The sequence below is a fragment of the Shewanella sp. AC91-MNA-CIBAN-0169 genome (assembly GCF_040310165.1).
Lineage (GTDB): Bacteria > Pseudomonadota > Gammaproteobacteria > Enterobacterales > Shewanellaceae > Shewanella.
In genome coordinates, this window is sequence record NZ_JBEOPM010000031.1 from 15,895 (window position 1) to 35,032 (window position 19,138).

At 41.6% G+C, this 19,138-nt stretch carries 16 protein-coding genes; 15 read left to right on the plus strand and 1 reads right to left on the minus strand.

Annotation, left to right across the window (positions count from 1 at the left end; genetic code table 11):
- Positions 1 to 95: 95 nt before the first annotated feature.
- The gene (locus AAEY98_RS19695; protein WP_351019002.1) at positions 96 to 782 is read right to left on the minus strand and encodes a YggS family pyridoxal phosphate-dependent enzyme; all 687 of its coding nucleotides are present in this window, start codon (positions 780 to 782) and stop codon (positions 96 to 98) included.
- A gap of 27 nt (positions 783 to 809) precedes the next feature.
- Here AAEY98_RS19695 and AAEY98_RS19700 point away from each other — a divergent pair, with 27 nt between their 5' ends.
- The 15 genes from AAEY98_RS19700 (at position 810) to AAEY98_RS19770 (ending at position 19,106) form a co-directional block, all read left to right on the plus strand.
- Positions 810 to 1,847, plus strand: a complete 1,038-nt coding sequence (locus AAEY98_RS19700) for a type IV pilus twitching motility protein PilT (protein WP_059744125.1) — start codon at positions 810 to 812, stop codon at positions 1,845 to 1,847.
- Between the two features lie 12 nt (positions 1,848 to 1,859).
- On the plus strand, positions 1,860 to 2,972 hold the full coding sequence (locus AAEY98_RS19705) for a PilT/PilU family type 4a pilus ATPase (RefSeq protein ID WP_192115838.1): 1,113 nt from the start codon (positions 1,860 to 1,862) through the stop codon (positions 2,970 to 2,972).
- A gap of 281 nt (positions 2,973 to 3,253) precedes the next feature.
- On the plus strand, positions 3,254 to 4,357 hold the full coding sequence (locus AAEY98_RS19710; RefSeq protein ID WP_162023653.1) for a putative porin: 1,104 nt from the start codon (positions 3,254 to 3,256) through the stop codon (positions 4,355 to 4,357).
- A gap of 127 nt (positions 4,358 to 4,484) precedes the next feature.
- Positions 4,485 to 5,018: a glutathione peroxidase gene (locus AAEY98_RS19715; RefSeq protein ID WP_101086412.1), complete on the plus strand. Its 534-nt coding sequence runs from the start codon at positions 4,485 to 4,487 to the stop codon at positions 5,016 to 5,018.
- A gap of 250 nt (positions 5,019 to 5,268) precedes the next feature.
- Positions 5,269 to 6,282, plus strand: a complete 1,014-nt coding sequence (hemH, locus tag AAEY98_RS19720) for a ferrochelatase (protein ID WP_192115840.1) — start codon at positions 5,269 to 5,271, stop codon at positions 6,280 to 6,282.
- Positions 6,283 to 6,536: 254 nt separating this feature from the next.
- On the plus strand, positions 6,537 to 6,866 hold the full coding sequence (yciH, locus tag AAEY98_RS19725) for a stress response translation initiation inhibitor YciH (RefSeq protein ID WP_059744130.1): 330 nt from the start codon (positions 6,537 to 6,539) through the stop codon (positions 6,864 to 6,866).
- A gap of 33 nt (positions 6,867 to 6,899) precedes the next feature.
- Complete coding sequence (locus AAEY98_RS19730) at positions 6,900 to 7,460, plus strand: YqgE/AlgH family protein (RefSeq protein ID WP_101086414.1); 561 nt, start codon at positions 6,900 to 6,902, stop codon at positions 7,458 to 7,460.
- 139 nt (positions 7,461 to 7,599) lie between these two features.
- Positions 7,600 to 8,019: a Holliday junction resolvase RuvX gene (gene ruvX, locus AAEY98_RS19735; protein WP_182772352.1), complete on the plus strand. Its 420-nt coding sequence runs from the start codon at positions 7,600 to 7,602 to the stop codon at positions 8,017 to 8,019.
- A gap of 1,435 nt (positions 8,020 to 9,454) precedes the next feature.
- Complete coding sequence (locus AAEY98_RS19740) at positions 9,455 to 10,315, plus strand: HAD-IIB family hydrolase (protein WP_157822787.1); 861 nt, start codon at positions 9,455 to 9,457, stop codon at positions 10,313 to 10,315.
- 1 nt (position 10,316) lies between these two features.
- Entirely contained in the window at positions 10,317 to 11,537 is a 1,221-nt protein-coding gene (locus AAEY98_RS19745; RefSeq protein WP_351019005.1) for a glycosyltransferase family protein, read from the plus strand.
- A 27-nt stretch (positions 11,538 to 11,564) separates the two neighbouring features.
- Positions 11,565 to 13,310, plus strand: coding sequence for a sugar phosphorylase (locus AAEY98_RS19750; RefSeq protein WP_351019008.1), 1,746 nt, complete (start codon positions 11,565 to 11,567; stop codon positions 13,308 to 13,310).
- 513 nt (positions 13,311 to 13,823) lie between these two features.
- Positions 13,824 to 14,381 carry a DUF4136 domain-containing protein gene (locus AAEY98_RS19755; RefSeq protein WP_351019011.1) on the plus strand — a complete coding sequence of 186 codons (558 nt, stop codon included), beginning with the start codon at positions 13,824 to 13,826 and terminating at the stop codon, positions 14,379 to 14,381.
- Between the two features lie 575 nt (positions 14,382 to 14,956).
- On the plus strand, positions 14,957 to 15,469 hold the full coding sequence (gene rfaH, locus AAEY98_RS19760) for a transcription/translation regulatory transformer protein RfaH (protein ID WP_351019014.1): 513 nt from the start codon (positions 14,957 to 14,959) through the stop codon (positions 15,467 to 15,469).
- A gap of 647 nt (positions 15,470 to 16,116) precedes the next feature.
- Positions 16,117 to 18,621 carry an SLBB domain-containing protein gene (locus tag AAEY98_RS19765; protein ID WP_351019017.1) on the plus strand — a complete coding sequence of 835 codons (2,505 nt, stop codon included), beginning with the start codon at positions 16,117 to 16,119 and terminating at the stop codon, positions 18,619 to 18,621.
- Positions 18,622 to 18,704: 83 nt separating this feature from the next.
- A complete protein-coding gene (locus AAEY98_RS19770) occupies positions 18,705 to 19,106 on the plus strand; it encodes a four helix bundle protein (protein WP_351019020.1) in 402 nt (133 codons plus the stop codon).
- Positions 19,107 to 19,138 lie beyond the last annotated feature (32 nt).

A 19,138-nucleotide genomic window follows, 5' to 3' on the forward strand; every position in this document is an offset into this window, starting at 1 on the left:
GCTGCTAAGATTGAGTCGCTTCGCGACTAGGCTGTTGATTTTATAGCATCTAGCCGCGAAGCGACCTAGCAGCGAAGCGTTCTAGGCTGTTGATTTTATCTTTCACCAAAGATCGCACTGCCAATGCGTACCATGGTTGATCCGTTGGCGATGGCGATGTCCATGTCGCCGCTCATACCCATTGATAAGGTGTCGACGCTAGGATATTGCTGCTTAAGTTGGTCAAAAAGTTGCTTTAATTGGCTAAATTCTTGTTGTTGAAGTTGTACGTCATCAGTCGCGGTTGGGATAGCCATTAATCCGCGCAGCTTAAGATTGCTCAAAGAGGCGATAGTAAGTGCTAACGTGGCGACATCCTCAGGATTAACGCCCGACTTAGATTGTTCCTGGCTTATATTGACTTGAATACACACATTTAATGGCGGCTTGTCATTTGGACGTTGTTCATGCAAACGTTGGGCAATTTTGGCACGACTTAAGGTATGCATCCAATCAAAATGTTCGGCAATAATTTTGCTTTTATTCGATTGCAGCGGGCCGATAAAATGCCATTCGATATCTGGGTAATCAGCCTGCAAGGCAGTAATTTTAGTTTCGCCTTCCTGGACATAGTTTTCACCAAATAGACGTTGCCCCGCTTGATAAGCGGCAATGATGTCACTGATCGGTTTGGTTTTACTCACTGCTAATAGGCTTATTTCGGCCGATGAACGTGAACACTTTTGCGCCGCTTGACTAATTCTACTCTGGGCGATTGATATTCTGTCTGCTATTGTTGTCATAATGTTGGTTAAATGGATGTCTCTACAATGGAAATCACTGAATTACTCGCCTTTAGTGTAAAACACAAAGCATCAGATCTACATCTTTCAGCAGGCGTTTCTCCTATGATCCGCGTTGACGGTGAGGTAAGAAAAATTAATTTACCTGCGTTAGATCATCAAGGCGTTCATAGTCTTGTCTATGACATCATGAATGATAAACAACGTAAAGACTATGAAGAACATCTAGAAATCGATTTTTCATTCGAAGTGCCTAATCTAGCGCGTTTTCGTGTGAACGCATTTAATCAGTCGCGTGGCGCTGGCGCGGTATTCCGTACCATTCCGTCTGACATTTTGTCTCTTGAGCAATTGGGCGCACCAGAAATATTTAAAAAAATCGCCAGTTTCCCACGTGGCTTAGTATTAGTCACCGGGCCTACTGGTTCGGGTAAATCAACCACATTGGCTGCGATGGTCGATTATGTAAATGAAAACCGACATGACCATATTTTAACCATTGAAGACCCGATAGAATTCGTACACCAAAACAAGCAATGCCTAATCAACCAGCGTGAAGTTCACAAACACACACATAGCTTTAATGCAGCCCTAAGAAGTGCATTACGTGAAGATCCGGATGTTATTCTTGTGGGTGAAATGCGCGACCTCGAAACCATTCGCTTAGCCATGACAGCTGCTGAAACGGGTCACTTAGTATTCGGTACTTTGCATACCACTTCAGCTGCCAAAACTATTGACCGTATAGTCGATGTATTCCCTGAAGGTGAAAAGAGCATGGTTCGTACCATGTTGTCAGAGTCACTTCAGGCGGTTATTTCACAAACATTGATCAAGAAAATTGGTGGTGGCCGAGTGGCTGCTCATGAAATCATGATGGGCACCCCAGCGATTCGAAATCTTATTCGTGAAGACAAAGTCGCGCAAATGTATTCAGCTATTCAAACGGGTATGTCTCACGGTATGCAAACCCTTGATCAATGTCTGCAAAACTTAGTTAATCGTGGGTTAATTACCCGTGAAGATGCGATGCAGAAGAGTTCGAATAAACAAGCTAATTTCTAAGGAACTGGGATCATGGATGTTCGTCCGTTTTTAAATATGATGGTGGAAAAAAAGGCGTCTGATTTATTTATCACTGCTGGTTTTCCACCCAGTGCCAAAATCGACGGAGAGCTACGTCAACTATCCGATAATCGATTAACACCAGAGCAATCATTAGTGTTTGTTGAGTCGTTGATGAGTGACGTTCAAAAGAAAGAATTTCACGACACTAGTGAGTGTAACTTTGCATTTGCAGCCAAAGATTTAGGTCGTTTTCGTGTCAGTGCCTTTTGGCAACGCGAATCAGCCGGTTGTGTTATGCGCCGTATCGAAACCCAAATACCTGAAGTTGATGACCTAAAACTCCCCCCTATTTTGAAAGACTTGGTCATGAGTAAGCGTGGTCTTATCATTATGGTGGGTGGTACCGGTACTGGTAAGTCGACTTCGTTGGCTGCGCTAGTGGGGTATCGAAATGCTCATGCTCGCGGACATATTCTGACCATTGAAGACCCAGTTGAGTTTGTGCATAACCATCGTAAAAGTATTATTACTCAGCGTGAAGTGGGTATTGATACCGACTCATTTGATGCCGCGCTTAAAAGCTCTTTGCGTCAAGCGCCAGATGTCATTCTGATTGGTGAAATCCGTACTCAAGAAACCATGGAGTTTGCGTTGTCATTTGCCGAAACGGGTCATTTATGCATGGCAACCTTGCATGCAAACAACGCTAACCAAGCACTCGATCGCATTATGCATTTAGTACCGGAAAGTAAGCACAATCAACTGTTGTTTGATTTGTCGTTAAATTTACGTGGCATCGTAGCGCAACAGCTTATTCCGAAATCAGACGGCACCGGGCGCCGCGCCGCCATTGAGGTGTTAATTAATACCCCTCGAGTGGCCAGTTTGATTGCTAAAAATGAGTTGCATTTACTGAAAGAAACCATGGGTAAGTCACGCGAACAAGGCATGCAGACTTTTGACCAGGCATTGCTAGATTTATATGTAGAGGGTGAGATTAGTTACGCCGATGCATTACATCATGCCGACTCGCCAAACGATTTACGTTTAATGATTAAATTGCGAAATAATGAAGCGGCTTCTTCAGGATCAATGGAAGGCATTACTCTCGACATGGATTAGTGATGTTTTGAGCCAATAAATGAGTGAATTAGTGATGTTTTGAGCCAATAAATGAGTGGATTATCAATCGAACCATTGGTTATGAGAGGTCGTAAGTAACATCTTACGGCCTTTTTTTGTTATCATGGCCGTTATCATTGTTATAATTACTCCTGTTGTCGTGGACATTTCGATGACAAAAGTACATTAAAACCTTTATTTAGTAACCTTATCCGTATAAACACATTATACGTTACTCATTTTTATCACGCTTTATAACATTGTTCTTTCAAGGATGTTTCATGCAGTTATGGCAAAAAATCACCGTCTTTTCTTCGTTAATCTTACTCCCGCTTTCGGCATCGGCTGTACCTGTCACCGATGAAGTTGATATTGGCGGTGCAGTTCGGGTGAACTACGGTTGGAAAGATTACGACGACAACGCCAAGCTTGAGTTTGAATTGTTCCGTGCTGACGTTAATTACAAGAGCAAAGATGGCTTATTCGCCTCAGCTCAGTATCGTTGGTATGAAAACATGGACGTAGTGCATCATGCCTACATGGGTTATCAATTTGATGACGCCCAATCAGTGCAAGTGGGTGTAACCCAAGTCCCATTTGGTTTATTGCCTTATGCTGCTCATTCATTTTGGTTCGGCGCAACCTATTATCTTGGTTTTGAAGATGATTACGATGCTGGTATCCATTACAAAAATGAACAAGATGGTTGGCGCTATGATTTAGCTTATTTTGTTAATGACGAAATTGGCGACGGTTCTAATTATGACCGTTACTCATTTGATGCGGCCACAACAGCCGATTCACCATATGAAGAGGCAGGACAAATCAACGCTCGAGTTGAACGTGAATTTACTTCTGGTGAAGTCACTCATAAGTTAGGTGGTTCATTACAATACAGCCAATTAGATTTTATGGCTGATGCAGCTACCGTAGTGGGTGAAGACACCAATGGCCTTGCCGCTGCAGCGCATTGGCAACTTGACTGGAAAAAATGGCAATTACAATTACAATATATTCATTATGACTATGATATAGACAACAGTGAACGTATTGCGTTGAGTGCATTTCAATATCCATTTGAGATTGCTGCTGAAGCCGATGTTGCTACCGTTAACATTGCTAAATCGTTTGACGTTGATTGGGGACCAATCACTAATTTAAATTTTTACAACGATTACAGCCAGGTAATGGCATCGGGTCAAGGACTTGATGATTCTATCCAGAATGTGACTGGTGTTGCCATCACTGCAGGTAAATTTTATTCTTATGTAGATTGGATTGCCGGTAAAAATATGTGGTTTGTTGATGGTGCAGGTGTTGGTATCGATAACGGTGATACATCATGGCATTCACGTTTAAATATTAATATTGGTTTTTATTTCTAATCATTTATGATCTGAAAAAAGCAGTACTTCGTACAGTCCTGTGATATCTAATAGGCATCGATAAATTCGTTTATCGGTGCCTATTTCTATCTATTCTTATAAACTTTGAGTAAAGGACAAACTAACAATGATTAAATACCTAACGGCAATTGGCTTATTGGGATTAAGTTTTGGTTCCGTGGCTGCAAATTGTCCTGATTATCTCAATGTTGACGCTCGTAAATTACACTCAACAGAAAACGTCAATTTATGTGAACTCACCCAAGGCAAAGCCGTATTAATCGTTAATACTGCATCCCATTGTGGATTTACCCCTCAGTTTGAAGCACTTGAAGCATTACACAAACAATATGCCGACAAAGGTTTAGTAGTGATTGGCTTTCCATCAGATGATTTTTTCCAAGAAGAAAAAGACGAAGCTAAAACTGCCGATGTTTGTTTCATTAATTATGGTGTTACGTTTACCATGGTGGCAACATCACCTGTTAGAGGCGGTGAGGCTAACTCAGTATTTAAATACTTAGGCGACAAAACTGGCGAACCTAAATGGAATTTCTACAAATACGTAGTTTCCGCTGATGGCCAAACCGTACAACAATTCAGTTCTCGTGTGAAACCTGATAGCGAAGAATTGAAAAAAGCGATTGAATCAGTTTTGTAATCGTTAGCTAAACAGGGCCGTTTAGCTTAGCGACTAGATAGAGCGACTTAATAGAGCGACTTAATAGAATGACCTAAGCGAGTTAGCTAGGGTAAATAAATATTTGCCGAGTGCGGGTTAATTTGATGATAAAATCGATACCTAGCGCTCTTTTTGTTTTAAATGAATGCGATACAATTTTGATTTAAGCTCATGAGATATCCAAAGTGAGCTGTATTTATAAAACCATATCAATAACGGAGAAGATACTTTGGCTAGATTTTCAGGGTTAGATAAAGACACCGGCCACAAAGCTCGTGGCAAAACTGGTGTATTATTATTGAATCTAGGTACACCAGATGCACCTACTGCATCAGCTGTTCGCATCTATTTAGCTGAGTTTTTGGCGGATCCTCGAGTAGTCGAAATTCCAAAGCTGATATGGATGATTATTCTTCATGGGATTATTTTACGTATTCGTCCTGCTAAATCAGCAGCCTTATACAAACAAGTCTGGACCGACGAGGGCTCTCCTTTACTGGCTATCAGCCAACGTCAACAAGCCAAACTAGCCAAACATCTACACGCGCAAGGGTACGATGCAAGTGTACATTTAGCGATGCGTTATGGTTCGCCATCAACGTCGAGCACCTTACAAGCTATGCATAAACAAGGCGTAGATAACCTAGTTGTTCTGCCTTTATATCCGCAGTATGCTGCGCCAACAACGGGTTCAGCATTTGATGCTTTAGCTAAAGAATTAATGAAATGGCGATATATCCCTGCACTGCATTTTATAAACACCTACCATGACAACCCAGATCTTATCGATGCGCTTGCAGCATCTATCCAAAAAGATTTTGATCAGCACGGTAAACCGCAAAAACTAGTGATGTCTTACCATGGTATGCCTGAGCGTAATTTGCATTTAGGCGATCCCTATTACTGTTTCTGCTTGAAAACGACTCGTTTAGTGGTCGAAAAATTAGGCTTAAGTGAAGACGATTACGTTGCAACATTCCAGTCTCGCTTTGGCAAGGCTAAATGGTTACAACCTTATACTGACGCAACAATCGCCAGCCTACCAGCCAAAGGTATCACCGACATCGCCGTCATCTGCCCAGCATTTAGCGCCGATTGCCTAGAAACCCTAGAAGAAATCAAAGGCGAAAATCGTCACGTATTTGAAGATGCCGGCGGCAAAAACTTCAGATACATCGAATGCCTAAATGACAACGACGACCACATCAACATGATGGCCAATCTGGTAAAACCTTTCTTATAATTTCATCGAAAAGAAACTACGATGAAATGAGGGTGACAAGCGGTAACAAGCGGTAAAGGTGATAACAAGCGAACATGATATCTTCGCAGCTTAGATTCTATAGCGTAGCGTCCTAGGCTCTATGCCTTTTCGCTCGTTATCGTTTTCCACCGCTCTTCACCGCTCGTTATCATTCTTTTAATCGCCTTTCACTGCTCGCCTCTGCTTTTATGATTTGTTAAACTCAAATAATGTTGTACTGCTAAAGAAATAATATGAGAATAGATCCCAATATCGCATTAGTTTATAGCACTGATAAAGGTCGTATTGATCAGCCAAAGCCACAAGCTGAAGTACCCACTGGCGACGGTATAGTGCGGATCCATAAAGACAGTAAAGGGCGTAAAGGTAAGGGCGTAAGTGTGATCAAAGGGCTCGAATTAGATGAAAAAGCCTTAAAAGACCTTGCGCAAAAATTGAAGAAACAATGTGGCTGCGGTGGTACAGTGAAAGACTTCTGCATTGAAGTACAAACTGACAATCGCGAACAAATAAAATCCATATTAGAAAAGTTAAATTTCACTGTGAAATTAGCGGGTGGATAATACAAAACGCTAAAACACTATTGGGGATAGCATATGGATAATTTCAAAGACCACTTTTTAATTGCAATGCCATCATTAGATGACACATTTTTCGAGCGCTCGGTGATATACATTTGTGAGCATGATAAAAAAGGTGCCATGGGCTTAATGGTTAACCGTCCAATCGGTGTTGAGGTTGAAGATCTGCTTGAACAAATGGAACTCTATCTATCGCCAGAGTTTTTATTCTCCTTAGACAGTCAAGTGCTCATTGGCGGCCCTGTCGCCCCCGAACGTGGTTTTGTATTACACACGCCTCAAAAGCACTGGGTTAACAGCACTGAAATTAGCGAAGAGACTATGTTAACCTCCTCGCGAGATATATTAGCCTCGATTGGTTCTGATAAATCACCCGAAAATTTTATTGTTGCGCTAGGTTATGCTGGTTGGAGTAAAGACCAGCTTGAACAAGAAATTGCCGACAACACCTGGTTAACGATTAAAGCGACACCAGAGTTATTATTTAACGTTGAGCCTGAACAAATGTGGCTAATGGCTACCCAACAGCTCGGATTTGATATTTGGCAAATGTCGAGCCAAGTCGGACATGCTTAAAAATAGGTCGCTGCGCTGCTAGGGCGGACTGCTTTGATGCTAAGATTTTATAGAATCTAGCCGCGAAGCGTCCTAGCAGCGTAGCGCTCTAGGCTGTTGCTTTTAAAGCGTCCTCTAAAGATTAAACCAAGAGATAAACATGCAACCACAAACCGTTTTAGGGTTCGACTACGGCACCAAAAGTATTGGTGTCGCTATAGGTCAAGCCATTACAGCTAGCGCCACACCTTTATTATCAATTAAAGCGGTTGATGGGATCCCTAATTGGGATGATATCGATAAATTATTAAAAGAATGGCAACCAGATCTTGTCGTCGTCGGTTTACCGTTAAATATGGACGGTACCGAGCAAGAGATGACTCAACGTGCTCGGAAATTTGCTAATAGAATTAACGGTCGTTTTGGCGTTAAAATTGCCACTCAAGACGAACGCTTAACCACTGCAGATGCTAAAGCTCGTTTATTCGAGCTTGGTGGATTTAAAGCGTTAACTAAAGGCCAAATTGATGCGGTATCAGCGGTATTAATTATAGAAAGCTATTTCGAAAACCAGTATTAATCTAGACGCTAAGTGCTAGGCCGCTACGCGGATAGAGCGCTGCGCTTCTAGGAACAGCTTCGCTGCTAAGATTTAATCACCAGATTCCAGTACCGTTCGAGTTACTAGGTCTTTTAGCTTTTATAGCATCTAGCAGCGTAGCGCTCTAGTCATCTAGATTTTAAATTCTAGACCGCTACGCGGATAGAGCGCTGCGCTTCGAGGAACAGCTTCGCTGTTAAGATTTGGTCACCAGATTCCAGTACTTTTCGAGTTACTAGGTCTTTTGGCTTTTATAGTATCTAGCAGCGTAGCGCTCTAGTCATCTAGATTTTAAATTCTAGACCGCTACGCGGATAGAGCGCTGCGCTTCGAGGAACAGCTTCGCTGTTAAGATTTGGTCACCAGATTCCAGTACTTTTCGAGTTACTAGGTCTTTTGGCTTTTATAGTATCTAGCAGCGTAGCGCTCTAGTCATCTAGATTCTAAATAATAGGCCGCTACGCGGATAGTGCGCTTCGCTTCTAGGAACAGCTTCGCTGCTAAGATTTAATCACCAGATTCCAGTACCGTTCGAGTTACTAGGTCTTTTAGCTTTTATCGCTTTTCATCACTCGCCATCTCTTTCAATCGCTTGTTACCGCTCACCTTCCTTTTTTTTTGCCCCAAAATGGTGCAATTTTTATTCATTGTTGCACATATCTTCTTATCCTGGTCAATACACCTTTTCACATCATCGTTTTTATTCTGAAAATAATATCAAACATATCAATGGGTAAAGTCTATTTGTGCCATTAAGGTGCAAAGTTATTACGTTTGGCACATATCCTGAATCTACCTAATCAGTTAATTGAGTTACAGCGACAACAGAAATAGCTATGACAGACGATAACGAGCGAACTGCGCTTACGAATTTAGTGATGACAGACGATAACGAGCGAACGCTGCGCTTACTGATAGAACTATGACGAGCGATAACAAGCGAACGCTGCGCTTACTGATAGAGTGATGACAGGCGATAACAAGCAAACGCTGCGCTTACTGATAGAGCTATGACAGACGATAACAAGCGATAACAAGCAAACGCTGCGCTTACTGATAGCGTTATGACAGACGATAACGAGCGGGCGTTGCGCTTACTGATAGAGCGATGACAGGCGATAACGAGCGGACGTTGCGCTTACTGATAGATCTATGACGAGCGATAACAAGCGAACGCTGCGCCTACGAATAGAGCCATGAGAGGCGATAACAAGTGAGGGCGATAACAAACGGATGGTGTGGAAACGGGTGAACGTTGGCATTTAGCTTTTATAGAATCTAGCCGCGCAGCGAATTAGCTTCTAGGCTTTAAGCTCGTCACCGCTTGATATCGCTCGTCACCGCTCGTCACCGTTTATACCGCTAGATAATCGTTCTTGATAGTCAGCATTCAATGATTGAAAAGGGATACGATATGACAACACGACCACTTATCTTTACCGACATCGATGGCACTTTGCTGGACCATTTTGACTATAGTTTTAGTCATGCAATTGAAGTGATTGAAGCATTGAATGAACGCCATATTCCTATTATCGCTAATACCAGTAAAACCTTTGCTGAAATGGTGAAGCTACAACAAACCATCGGGTTTAACTCACCGTTTATATCTGAAAATGGTGCAGTCGTTTATATTCCAATAGGGTATTTTGACCAACAGCCTGAAGGGACATTTACCCAAGGATATTATTGGATAAAAGAGTTTTGTCAGCCGCGACAATACTGGCTTGAATTATTAAACCAACATGCACAGGCATTTAACGATGACTTTATTGGTTTTTCATCTTTATCAGTTGAAGAGTTATGTGAGATAACCGATTTGTCACCCGATAATGCCAAATTGGCTTTGATTAGGCATTATGCAGAGCCAGTACTTTGGCAAGGCAATGAAGCTAATAAACAAGCCTTTATTGAGTTGATGACAAGCGTTGGTGCACATACCCTGCAGGGGGGACGCTTTCTACATGTGGGCGGAGATAGCGATAAAGGCAAGGCAATGAAATGGTTAGCCGATATCTATTCCAAGCAATATAGCGCTCCAGTGACTACCATTGCACTCGGCGACAGTGGTAATGACAATGCCATGCTCGAAGCCGCTGATCTTGCAATACAAATTAAGTCACCTGTTCATCCATTTCCCATATTAACGACCCAAAAACAAAGTATTCAAAGCAGTGAGTGCGGCCCTAAAGGTTGGGCCGAATGCATTAAGCAAACTCTATTGTCTTCATCGGCTGAATCGCAGCTAAACCAACTACCATTTGGAGGGGCGTAACATGGCCGACTTTTATCAAAATGGCATTGTCACCACAATGCATAATTTAACCCGACGTACCCATGAAGAGCTTGAGCAAGACTTAATCAAGTTTTCAAAAACGCGTCCGTTAGGATTAATTTTGCCATCTCTGTATTCAGAGCTAAAAGGCGCCGCACTTAAAGATATTGTCAGTAAATTAAAACAGGTGCCGTATTTATCCGAAATTGTAATTGGATTAGATAGGGCCGATCTGAAGCAGTACAAACACGCGCTCAGCTTTTTTGGTGAGTTACCGCAGCACCACCGAATACTATGGAATGACGGCCCGCGCTTACAAGCGCTGGATGCAAAGCTACAAGCGTTAGGCTTAGCCCCTAAAGAGCTGGGTAAAGGTCGAAATGTCTGGTACTGCATGGGCTATATTTTGGCTTCAGGCAAAACAGAATCGGTTGCATTGCATGATTGTGACATCGTGACCTATGAAAAATCATTACTCGCTAGACTACTTTATCCGGTCGCTAATCCACAGTTTAACTATGAATTTAGCAAAGGGTATTATGCACGTGTGTCTAATGGGCAAATTAATGGTCGAGTGTCACGTCTATTAGTTACACCGTTAATTAAAGCGCTTAAAAAAGTGGTTGGTTATAACGAATATTTAGAATACATGGACAGTTTTCGTTATCCATTAGCGGGTGAGTTTTCATTTAGACGAGACGTGCTCAACGACCTACGTATTCCAAGTGACTGGGGCTTAGAAATTGGGGTGTTATCAGAAATGCAGCGTAATTATGCCCATAATCGCATTTGTCAGGTCGATATTGCCGACAATTACGATCATAAACATCAAGACTTATCATTGGATAATGAAGAAGCGGGCTTGTCTAAAATGTCGATTGATATCACCAAAGCATTTTTCCGAAAATTAGCCACTCAAGGTAATACTTTTAGCACCGAATCGTTTCGAACCCTTAAGGCAACGTATTACCGTATTGCCCTCGATTATGTCGAAACCTATCATAATGATGCATTAATGAATGGCTTAACCACCGATATACATCTAGAAGAAAAAGCGGTTGAAATGTTTGCCCAAAATATTGTCACGGCAGGGCAACGCTTTTTAGATAATCCAATGGAAACCCCGTTTATGCCAACATGGAGCCGAGTCGTGAGTGCCATGCCCGACGTGCTTGAACAGCTTAAAGCTGCAGTTGAAGCCGATAATGCCGAGTTTAGCTAATATCAAAATCGACCAAGAGGACACCCTATGTCAGTAATGGATGGATTACAGCAAAAGCTGCAGCAACAACTTAGCTGTATTTACAACGATGTCGACATTGGCATAAGTGTGCCAGCATTGGCTGATCAGCTCATCGATATCATGCGTATCACTGAGTATTGTCAAGTGCCCGAACCCTTTGTAAATCATTGGTCTGAAAAAGACATTATTATGATCACTTATGGTGACAGTGTGATCCAACAAGGTGAGCGGCCACTCACCACGCTGGCACAATTTATCGACAGCTATTTAAGTTGCATCAATGCTGTGCATATTTTACCGTTTTTCCCTTACAGTTCAGACGATGGTTTCTCGGTTATCGACTATTCAAGTGTTAACGAAGGGCTTGGGTCGTGGGCAGACATCAGTGCAATCGCCAGTAAACGACGATTGATGTCAGATTTAGTGATCAATCATTGTTCTAGTCGAAGCTTATGGTTTGATAATTTCTGTAAAGGTGAGGGTGTAGGACATGACTATTTCTTTACTGCCAATCCAAATGATGACTTAAGTGCGGTGGTTCGGCCAAGAACGTCAGCACTATTAAGACCAACAGAGACACCTAACGGAACTCAGCATGTGTGGTGTACTTTTAGTCATGATCAAGTTGATTTTGATTTTCGTAATCCACAAGTATTAATCGAGTTTGTCCGCATCATTCGTCAATATTTAGATGCGGGTGTGAGTATTTTTCGCCTCGATGCGGTGGCTTTTTTATGGAAAATAGTCGGCAATAAATCAATTAACTTACCGCAAACCCATGAAGTTGTACGTTTATTGCGGACATTAATTGAACACGCCCAACAAGATGCCATTATCATTACCGAAACTAACATTCCCAACACCCAAAACTTAACGTATTTTGGTAATGCAAACGAGGCACATTGCATATATAACTTCTCGTTGCCGCCTTTGTTGATCAACAGCCTGATTACCGGCAGTTGCTTATACTTAAAGCGCTGGCTTATGAGTATGCCGCCCGCACAAGACGGCACCACTTACTTTAATTTTATTGCTTCTCACGATGGCATTGGTTTACGCCCGGCAGAGGGCTTACTCGATGAAGCTGAGATTGAAACTCTGGTCGACACCATGAAGCAGTTCGGTGGCCAAATTTCATCAAGAACCACAGAAGATGGCCTGCAAAAACCTTACGAAATGAACATAGCCTTGTTTGATGCGTTACAAGGAACCACTAAAGGTAAAGATCTATGGGGAATGCAACGTTTTGTGTGTGCTCATACCATCATGTTAGCGCTTGAAGGAATTCCAGGTATTTATATTCACAGTTTACTGGGAACCCGCAACGACTATGAAAAACTGGCCAATACCTCCCATAATCGGGCCATTAACCGTCATCGTTGGGATCTCAATCAATTAACGGAACAACTAAATGATGCCAACAGCGATCATAACCAAGTGCTAACCGAGCTGACTAATTTAATCAATATCCGTACTCAGCAAATTGCATTTCATCCCAATGCCACTCAATTCACCTTACATCTAGGGTTACAGCTATTTGGTTTTTGGCGTCAAAGTCGTAATCGTAAACAAAGTATCTTCTGTATCAGTAACGTCTCGGATCAAATCACCGATCTGCCCATTAACGAACTGAACCTTATTATTGCGGAAAACTGGGTTGATCTATTAAGCGGACAGCCAATAGAAGACATCACCCAAACCATGTCACTGCAACCCTACCAAACAGTGTGGATTAGTAATGTACGTATCTAGGGCGGACTATGTCCGCTAGGTGCTAGGAGCTCGCAGGCTCGCTAGAGGACGGACTACGTCCTGCTAGAACAGCTTCGCAGCTAAGATTGACTCGCTGCGCGACTAGGCTGTTGATTTTATAGCATCTAGCCGCATAGCGTCCTAGCAGCTCGCAGGTTCGCCAGAGGACGGACTACGTCCTGCTAAAACAGCTTCGCAGCTCAGATTGACTAGCTGCGATACTAGGCTGTTGATTTTATAGCATCTAGCCGCTCGCAGGTTCGCCAGAGGACGGACTACGTCCTGCTAGAACAGCTTCGCAGCTCAGATTGACTCGCTGCGCGACTAGGCTGTTGATTTTATAGCATCTAGCCGCGTAGCGTCCTAGCAGCGTAGCGATCTAGGCTCTTGGATTGTCATCGCTCTTTAACACTATTTCCGTTTGTTATCATTTGTTATGAAACCTTGTTAACTTGACAACGCCTTTGCTCTCTATAAGCTAATAAGAATTAACATCTTGTTTTTGGAGCCTGTATGAAAACCTTATTTATCGCTGCGGCAGTATTAGCATTGAGCGCATGTAGCACCTTGAAATCTACTTCAGACTTCGATCCATCGGTATCATTTGAACAATATAAAACCTATTCATGGGTAGAGAAAAAAAATGAAGATGCGGGCTATCATTTAGACGGACTCATGGACCAACGTGTTCGTGCTGCTATCGAAACTCAATTAAGCCAAAAAGGCATCAGCAAAGCCAACAAACAAAATGCCGATTTATTAGTTAACTACATCACTAAGGTTGATAAAAAAATCAATATCGACACCTTTAACAGTAACTTCGGCTATAACCCATATTACGGCCCTCGTTGGGGATTTGGCGGCAGTATTCATAGTGAAACGACTGTGCGTGAATACGATGTTGGCACATTAATGGTCGACTTAGTTGACAACAAAACGGGTAAGTTAATTTGGCGTGGTACTGTGGCCGATACCGTGCGTGAACAAAGCACTCCAGAAGAGAGAATTAACACTATCAATCAAGCAATTGGTACTGTAATGATGAATTATCCACCCAAGCCGAATAAGTAATCTTTACGTCAACATAAAATATCTAATGAAAGCCTCGTTTATCGAGGCTTTCATTTTTGTAGGCTAGAAATATCTATAGCGCCTCAAACTGACATTAATGACTAACATCAAACAGAATTTATCGATTTAATAATCGGCAAGTCAGATTTGGATTGTCATAACTGGAAGTGAAATAGTATGATAAAAGGCCGTCAATTCATTGTTAAATCTGTTTAGGTGTACAGACTATTGACGGATCTTGAGACAGTGCCTTTGCTTTTGGTTACAGCTAACGTAAGCAGATTGATATTACTAAGCTCTTTTAATTATACATAAAGCAAAATTAACCGGGCGCCGTGCGCTAAAGGTGTTAAGTCAATGTAGAATGATAAATCAATTAGTTACTTCTAAATGTAGATAATAAATGATGGTGTTATTGCTTAATATAAAACCAGACGGTGACTTAAACGCTGTATTTATAGGCATTAAGGCCTAGAAACCCATTCAAATAGGTAAGTAATTTTGTTAATATCCCAAGCCGTGAATGGGATGTCACTTGCTCAAACTGATGAGCAAATTTAAACAAGCGAGTAATAATGAAATCTTGGTATTTACTGTATTGCAAACCACGTCATGAAGTACGTGCACAGCAAAATTTGGCTTTACAAGAAGTCGAGAGTTATTTACCTGTGATAACCCAGCAAAAAATGGTCCGCAATAAACCGCAAATGGTTACGGCACCACTTTTCCCTAGCTACCTGTTTATCTATTTTGATCCTCTTGTCACCAGCGTCAGCAAAATCCACAATACACGTGGTGCTAATCGTATTGTTGGCTGCCGAGAAGATATGACTCCCATTGACGACAGAATTATCTCAGCGCTTAAAAGGCGTGTTGAAGGTTATGTGCCAGAAGAGGTCAAACCGTTAGGCAAAGGCGATAAAGTCAAATTTGTCGACGGACCGTTTAAAGACCTTGAAGCAATATTCGACGAGAATAATCCAGATAAACGTTGCCATGTGTTATTTAACATCATGGGACAACAAAAAAGGATTTTAGTTGAGTTGACGAATTTACAAGTTGTTCCAAATAATGACCAAACAACATAAATAGCGAATATGACTAAATGACTGAGCTGTCAGATAATGGCGACAGTCTTTGTAGGATATTGTCCATTTATAAGCTGAATGATGCAGATTTATAGCGCTGTTTTTGGTCGTAAAGGTTGAATATTAACCGTTTAAACCGTGTTTAAGCTATTTTGCAACAATTTTGAAACGTTCTGGGGGTTTTACTCAAGCATCTATGCTGATTTTTGAGTATAATTCTGCGCTTGATTAGCGGTTGTTATGGTTCACAGCCAATAAAAAATTAAAGATTCGCGTGGCGAAGGGCAAATTGGAAGCCGTAATCCATGGGCGGTAGCGTGCCTGAAAATAATTGTCAGGAACAATTATTAACAGCTTTAGCTGGTCCGAATGGGAAAATACAGGACGTATTTTATAAAGGCTTTGAATGAACAATTTCATTCATTAAGTGAACGCCGAAGGACTCTGGACTCCACGCGGATTGGTAGCGTGTCTTAAAATCGATAAAATCTAGATGTGAGAGCGCTTCGCTGCTAGATACTATAAAACCTTAACAGCAAAGCTGTCCCTAGTAGGGCAGCTAAACGAGTAGGACGAAGTCCGTCCTCTGGCGAGCTTGCGAGTTCCTAGAACTATTTTAATTACAAAAATAATATTGGAGATATCTGGTGCTACATAAAACCAAAAACGTGTTACTAGCTGGCTTATCGGCCTTTATTATTTTAACCACACAAGCGCAAGCTGTTACTCCTTCTCCGCAAATGATCGAGCAATTTAAGCAATTGCCTAAATCTGAACAAGAACGCATAGCCAAACAGTATGGTATAGACCCATCAATGCTTTCCGGTTCAACAAGTGGCCAAGCCCAAGTTACCAACCCACAAATTGTAACCCCTCGTGATACAAATTCAAAAACCGAATCAAATCATGATGCAGTTGTTGATCAATCTGAAGATGAAAAAACTAATCAGGCCACTAAAACGATAGCAAAAACTGAAACGATCGATGATCAAAAACAAACGCAATTAAAACGCTTTGGTTATGACCTGTTTGCCGGTTCTCCAACTACCTTTGCACCAGTAAGTGACGTACCTGTTCCTTATGAATATATGATCGGTCCAGGGGACAATCTCAACGTACAATTATATGGCAAAGAAAATAAAAATTATCAATTAATCGTCGGTCGTGATGGTGCAGTACAATTTCCCGACTTAGGCCCTATATCTTTAGTCGGTTTGTCATTTTCAGAAGCAAAATCATTACTTCAAGACAAAATTGCTCAGAGTATCATTGGTATAAATTCAAGTATTACAATGGGTGAGTTACGTTCAATTCGTATTTTCGTTGCTGGTGATGCTTACCAACCAGGTTCTTATACGGTTTCTAGTCTATCGACCATCACTCAGGCTTTATTTGTATCCGGTGGCATTAATGAAATAGGCTCGTTACGTAATATCCAATTAAAACGTTCGGGTAAAACAGTCAGTAGCTTAGACCTCTACGACTTACTTATGCGCGGTGATTCATCAGGGGATATGCGCTTACAATCTGGTGATGTAGTATTTATTCCTACGGCTGGGGCGAGTGTGAGTGTGATGGGCGAAGTCCGACGCCCAGCTATATATGAATTAAAGCATAACGAAACCATGGCTGATTTACTTAGAATGGCCAGCGGCTTGAATCCCGGAGCTTATCCTAAGTCAAGTGTGGTTGAACGTTATAGCGATAAGGCTGTCAAGACAGTAGTTAACGTAGACTTAACCGAACAAAGTGGGTTATCAACACCGGTTAGGAATGGCGATTTACTCAATGTAAAATCAGCTTCAACAAGAGTAGAAAATGCGATTACAGTTGCAGGAGCTGTTATTCGTCCAGGTAAATACCAATGGACTAATCAAACAAAAGTGGCTGACTTGCTGCCCTCTGTTTGGGGCAACTTAACCATTACTGCAGATCTTGATTATTCATTACTAGTGCGCGAAATTAACCAACGTGGTGATATCGAAATTCGACGTATAGCACTAGGTAAAGCGATTGCAAATCCTGATTCCTCTTATAATTTGTTATTGAAACCACGCGATACCATTTTAGTATTCGATTATGAAGACCGCGAAGCCCTATTAGAACCAATTATCAGTAAGATTAAAAATCAAAGCCGTTTTGGCGATGCAGCTAGACTGGTTAGTATTAACGGTAATGTTCGTTTTCCTGGACAATATCCATTAACGCTTAATGCAAATGTAAAAGAATTACTGATCGCAGCGGGTGGATTAGAAGAAGGTTCATACACATTATCAGCAGAATTAACACGTCAAAATATTTCAGAAACCGACGGTGTCACCATCGAGCATAAGCAGCTCAGTCTTGCTGATGTTATGAATAACACTGAGTCGAATATTCTATTACAAAGCCGTGATATTTTAACAGTAAGAACTTTACCTTATTGGCAAGATGCACGTTGGATTACTGTTAAGGGCGAAGTAAAATTCCCTGGTACTTATTCAATACAACGAGGCGAAACACTTAAAGACGTCATTGCTCGAGCAGGCAGTTACACAACTGATGCGTCATTAAAAAGCGCAGTGTTTTTACGTGAATCTGTAAAAGAGAAAGAGCAATTAGAACTGGTTAAGTTGTCTGATGAATTGCGCCGTGAGATAGCCGCTAAAGCATTAACCAAAGACACCCCAACAGTAGGCTATGCCGATGCCCAGTTAATGCTTAAAGAACTTGAGAATGTTAAAGTGGCAGGGCGTTTAGTCGTTGATTTAAATGCTATTGCACTAAATATAGATGAAGCAAATCTTGATTTGGAAGATGGTGATGCATTATATATCCCACCTAAAAATCAAACAGTTTCAGTTATGGGACAAGTGCAACATCCTAGTACTCATCGCTTTAAAGACGGTGTGACTTTCGACCAATATTTATCATTGTCTGGCGGCCCGCGTAAACGTGCCGATGATGACCGCATTTACATCATTAAAGCGGACGGTTCTGTTGCCATGCCAAATGAGTCAAGCTGGTTTACTAACAACAATCAAATGGAACCAGGCGACACCATCATTGTACCGTTAGATACCGAATACAAAGATAGCCTAACCCTGTGGGGGCAAGTCACAACCATTATTTATAACAGCGCCATCGCAGTAGCAGCAGTCGCCACTTTGTAGGGTAAATGAGCATACTAGGATCTAGGTACTAGGTCCTAGGGTTTAAAAGCGATAACAAAACATGTAGAGCCAAGGATGGTTATATGAATGAATTTAGTTTTCAAAAGTTAGAAGTATGGAAACGATCAAGTCGATTGGCGTGCAATATCTATTCTGAATTAAAGAATTGTAGAGATTATGGTTTAAAAGACCAAATGACTCGAGCTGCAGTTTCGATTCCTTCAAATATTGCGGAGGGTGAAGAGCGAGAGTCACATGCTGAGTCAGCAAGGTTTTTATATTTTGCTAAGGGCTCATCCGGAGAGCTAGCAACACAAATTTTTATAGCTATTGAAATAGGTGTCTTAGAAAAACAAAATGGATTAAAGCTTATTAATGAAGCCAGAGAAATTTCAGCAATGCTTGGTGCGTTAATCAAAATAAGAAAAGGTTGCGTGAAAGAAGACGCTGCAAATTATCATGCTGACCTAGAACCTAGAACCTAGAACCTAGAACCTAGAACCTAGAACCTAGAACC